Consider the following 4,736-nt stretch of genomic DNA (forward strand, 5'->3'; position numbering starts at 1 on the left):
AAAATACTCTCTTTCTTCTCTATAAATTAGATATTTCAATAAGAGAGTAAATTATTAAAAGTCTATCCTCTACATAATTCTTTGTGATACAATAGCTATGATGATAAACAAAAATATTGGTTAAGTAAAATCAAAATGAGCGGGGTTTTTATATGAAAATTGACATCCAAAAAACTATTCAATATAAATATATTGTGTACAAATTTAAAAAAGTATCCATGACGAACGACTCATTACAGAGCTTAAGTCAAGAGGATAAGGAGAAGATTTGTATTGATGCTACAAGAAAAACAAGGAAAGCTACCTTGATGTTTGGAATCTTATATTTCTTTACATTCTCCTTTTTTTGGTTCGGATGGATGATGAATCCTGAACATCAAAATAACGCTTTCGTAAAATGGTATCTCGACACATTAGAGTCTGTCTATCCACTTATCAACGGTGATTGGGGTAGTGGGTTGTATAGAAAAAAAGCTACTATTTTGGTGATTTCTCTTAAATTATTTCCAATCTTTATCATCAATCTTCTTCCGCTTTTGATACTGAGTTTATTGGCATCAAATCATTTCTTAACAAAGAGAATAGATGCTGAACGATTACAACAAAATAACCATACCGGGATCAGATAACCTCTCATAATATTCCTTATCAGATTATTGTTCTCTGTTTCCTGATGCAAATTCCAATGTATCGATATCTATCACTTCTCTTACCGGCTGAATCAGAGATTGTTCATACTGCAATTTCCATTTGATCTCTTTATTCGGTTTTCCATCCTCCAATCCTGTAATCGTATTACCGGACTCAATCGGATTGTTGTAATCATAAATATAGTAGAGCATATCATAGGCATGATTCACTATATCATTAGGATTCAAACCGTGAAAATGGTATTGCACATCCGGCAAAAACAAGGTGCTCATTCCCAATGAGTCTACTAACATATCATTCGTACCTTGAATATTGAAGAATCGAATATTTACACCATAGTACAAGAACCTTGCATCCTTCGGCAACTCGCAATCCAATATTTCTTCTCTAGTCAACATTTTTTTAGAGTTTTCAAACACGACTGCCTTACAAGTTGGATACAGGTCGACCAATGCTTCAATATATCCGACTAACAGTTTCGCTCTTTCTTTATAGTCTAATACTGAAGCTAACATATCAGTAGCAAACACTTGATAGCGACATTGTTTCAGTATTTCATCTCCATTCGGACAATTCCATAACTGTGTTTTCGCAATGTCATCCATAATCGGAGTTTTAATTTCACTACAAGAAGTAATCAACAGTTGAGGATGAGCAGTTATCTTATCATTTTCAAAAGACATCTGATAATCACTTGCCTCAAAACATGCCGTTTCTTCTGAATATCCAAAACAATTTACATGATTTAAATGCTTGTCTAAAATTGTCTGAAATAAAGATCGATCCGGCATAGCACATTCTTCTTCCATCAATACATGGATAACGAATACTCCTCCCTGCCTGTCTTCTTTTGTCAAATCTTGTTTCAAAATTTCTCCGTCCATAACATTTCCTCTTTTTATCAAAGTGAATCATCTGATATCATGTCTGTTTTGTATCATGCAAGTTCCAATTCACAAATCTCTCTTACCGTTTCCTTATCATCTATTGCCAAAATTCGAATAAAGTCAAACGCATTTTTCTTTACATCTTCCCAAGAAATAAGCTCTCCGTTGATTGTTTTTAAGCAATCGTTCTCATCTAACTCAAAATCTTCTTTCTCACCTTCAAAGTCTATACTGTAACCGAACTCAATCTTGATTTTAGAGGTTGGTATATCCAACTTACTAAGATCTCTTTTAGATACCGTATCCATATCGAATTCATCACAAAAAAGAGAATTGTATCCGTATTTCGCTTCATCAAACAACAGTATCTCTTTTCCTGTCTTAACACATTTTGCAATTATTTTACAGGGCACTGTCTCACAAGTTTTATCGTCAAAAATCCCGCAAATCATCTTCTCTAAAAACGATTCTCCATACAATTCTCCAAAATAGTAAATATCAAAAAATTCGTTATGCTTTCCATTTTCTTCTTTATTCATAATGGTTACTGTTAAAAAGTCAACTTCTTCTTTTACGATTTTATAGTTTTCTTTCTTTAAGTAAGTTGGAACTCTCATTTTTCTCAATCTCCTTTTTTTCATTTTTTAGAATACCATCTGTTTACTTCATCACTGCACTCATTACAAACAGAATCTTACGAATAATTTTTTCTTCTGTAATGATGTCCTTTAATACTTGGAGCAATCTAATATTAAGTTAATAAATCTTTCCATTATACAATCGGTCAAACTATCTCAAAGCTATGATCCCTCAAATCTCTTTTTTATACTTCTTCCTATTCCCAAAGAGAATGTTGAGCAAAAACTTCAAATTGATTTCCACGGTTTCCGTTAGTAAAAGTTGCTTCAATCGTATAACTTTTCCATAAAATATGTGGGTAAGTTTGCATCATCAACGAAAATTGTCTACCTCCTTTTGCCTCACGATAACTGATAGGTGTAAGTGAAAAAATATCTTTCATATCTGTATGTTCAAAATCATGTATTGATAATTGAGAAATGCTTTTATCACATATTTTGATATCGTTGAATGTCTCACTTTCTGATGAAATACCAAAGTAAGTAATCACACAGTCCTTCAGCATTGCCTCATCTTCATACCTTGGTGTTACATTCACATAGCCATACAATTTGCCATCCTTCACAAGCTCAAACCCTTCCCCGACATAAAGATGATTCTCTCGTGTGTTCACAATCCTATCGTCACCCGTTTTACCTGTAAATGTAAATCCGTTTAAAAGCAATTCATTTGCCATAGTATGTCCGATAACAATCTTTGAGTTACCTACTTCAACAGTAGGTGCTTTGACCGGCACTCCAATCAACATTATAGACAACATAGAAATAACAATGGATATAAAAAACATACCAATCACAGCGCTTGCCGCTGTTGAATAAACTTTGTTGTAAATCTTTTTCCTAAATTTTGAAGAGAAGGAACTTAACCATAAATCCCTCAAATACACCATAATCATTGAAAAACCAATAACAAATTCAGCCGATAACCAAACTTTTACCATATCATTTTGTAAATATCTACCAAATAACACAAAAAAGAGTACAATATTTGATATCACTACTCCAAACACATACAAACGGACATCATTCAATGCCGATATGTCTGCAACATCTCGTTCTCTTGCTAATCCTATTTGTAAATACATCCTACGCACTCTCGTTATTTTCATATCTTTCCCCAGTTTGTACATCCATCTTGGTACATCCTTATTATTTTTTACTGCAATCAAAAGACGAATATATAATGACACCGTAAAAAGTATCGACAGAACCATAGTAAGAAAGAAACCAACTCCTATAATAAAAGATTTCATTCCTATCTCCTTCCTATCTACAAAAATCATGTTTTACACTTGATGGGATATTTTTTCTGATAACTATATTATATCTCAAATTTTCATTCTAAATAGTTATTTTTTTAAATTATTACTCTTTTGAAATACAAATATTTTCAATCGCTTCAACATAATTGGATAAATTACATCCAATTATGTTTTCTCTATCAAGTGTTTTTTCTTCTTTAGAATGTTCAATCATCCTATCTCTTCATTTATGATAACCACTAAAAACTCAATTCAACTATATCCATAATGAATTCTTGAATCTGAGTCTTCTATAATCAAAAAGATTTGTTTTAACTTCTATCATACAAAAGTCCATCAAACCATTTGTACTTTTATTAACTTTTCCATCCATCGAACATTTTACGTGATGTTAGTAGCATAAGATAATTTTAATACGTTATATTCATGTTTTTTAATTTGTAATATTCATACTTTTTTAATTTATAATATTCATACTTTAGATGAAAAAATAACATTTTTTCAAGCGCATGGCTTATTTTCTTTCAGAATACCTATATTTTAAATATACGATTCCTAACATGATAAAGGAAAGCACAAAAAAGGACATCTTCACTTCTGTGAAGATGTCCTCCAAACACTTCCAATAGAAAAACCTTCTCCCGAACAAAGGGATATTCAGATTTGTTCTTGGTTTATCCTATCGTGCTATCTCTTGAATATTCATAGAGAATCACTGTTTATTTGCACTTCTCTGTTCCCCATCCTATTTTTCTAAGATGAAAAAATTTACTCTTTTGTATGTTATCACTTCTAACGAATGACAATTTTATTCTGATTCTGTCAATTCTAATCATCTTAACTACTGACAGTAGTTAACAACACATGGAACTTCAAGAGAAAGTGATTTCTTTTATTTCTATTATCTTTCCTTTTTTCTACGTTTATAACCTACAAAGGTAAGTCCACTTCCCAATAGAAGGAATAAGAACGCAAATAATACAGGATTTACTCCATCTCCCGTTTTTGGAAGATGATGAGCAGATTGAATCACCTTGTTCACTACCGAATTCTTCGAAATTGACGATTTTTTTCTTGTTGTCGAATCGCCTGAAACTGTTATATTGCCATGTGTTTTCGATGAATTTGGTGTTGTCGGTGTTATTCCACCGGAGACTCCTCCCGGAGTTACTGTTCCTCCACCTGGGGTTACTGTTCCTCCGCCTGGGGTTACTGTTCCTCCACCTGGGGTTGTTCCTCCACCCGGTGTCGTTCCTCCTCCTGGGGTTACTGTTCCTCCACCTGGAGTTGTTCCTCCT

Annotated in this window: 5 protein-coding genes; 1 reads left to right on the plus strand and 4 read right to left on the minus strand. The window is 32.9% G+C overall.

The window, feature by feature from the left end; genetic code table 11:
• Positions 1–152: 152 nt before the first annotated feature.
• Positions 153–629, plus strand: coding sequence for a hypothetical protein (locus ACO5GE_RS04240; RefSeq protein ID WP_484829688.1), 477 nt, complete (start codon positions 153–155; stop codon positions 627–629).
• A gap of 24 nt (positions 630–653) precedes the next feature.
• On the opposite strand, the gene ACO5GE_RS04245 is transcribed toward ACO5GE_RS04240, so the two are convergent.
• From ACO5GE_RS04245 to ACO5GE_RS04260, 4 genes are all read right to left on the minus strand, one after another.
• Positions 654–1,535 carry a DUF4261 domain-containing protein gene (locus tag ACO5GE_RS04245; RefSeq protein WP_484829689.1) on the minus strand — a complete coding sequence of 294 codons (882 nt, stop codon included), beginning with the start codon at positions 1,533–1,535 and terminating at the stop codon, positions 654–656.
• A gap of 53 nt (positions 1,536–1,588) precedes the next feature.
• Positions 1,589–2,155, minus strand: a complete 567-nt coding sequence (locus ACO5GE_RS04250) for a hypothetical protein (protein WP_484829690.1) — start codon at positions 2,153–2,155, stop codon at positions 1,589–1,591.
• 218 nt (positions 2,156–2,373) lie between these two features.
• Positions 2,374–3,429, minus strand: a complete 1,056-nt coding sequence (locus ACO5GE_RS04255; RefSeq protein ID WP_484829691.1) for a hypothetical protein — start codon at positions 3,427–3,429, stop codon at positions 2,374–2,376.
• A gap of 910 nt (positions 3,430–4,339) precedes the next feature.
• The coding region (locus ACO5GE_RS04260) for an LPXTG cell wall anchor domain-containing protein (protein ID WP_484829692.1) at positions 4,340–4,736 on the minus strand (397 nt) is incomplete at its 5' end.

This window comes from Filifactor sp. (assembly GCF_057248345.1).

Coding starts and splice junctions, on each gene's coding strand:
- ACO5GE_RS04245 (WP_484829689.1), bottom strand. CDS start 1,535: ATGGACGGAGAAATTTTGAAACAAGATTTGACAAAAGAAGACAGGCAG.
- ACO5GE_RS04240 (WP_484829688.1), top strand. CDS start 153: ATGAAAATTGACATCCAAAAAACTATTCAATATAAATATATTGTGTAC.
- ACO5GE_RS04255 (WP_484829691.1), bottom strand. CDS start 3,429: ATGAAATCTTTTATTATAGGAGTTGGTTTCTTTCTTACTATGGTTCTG.
- ACO5GE_RS04250 (WP_484829690.1), bottom strand. CDS start 2,155: ATGAGAGTTCCAACTTACTTAAAGAAAGAAAACTATAAAATCGTAAAA.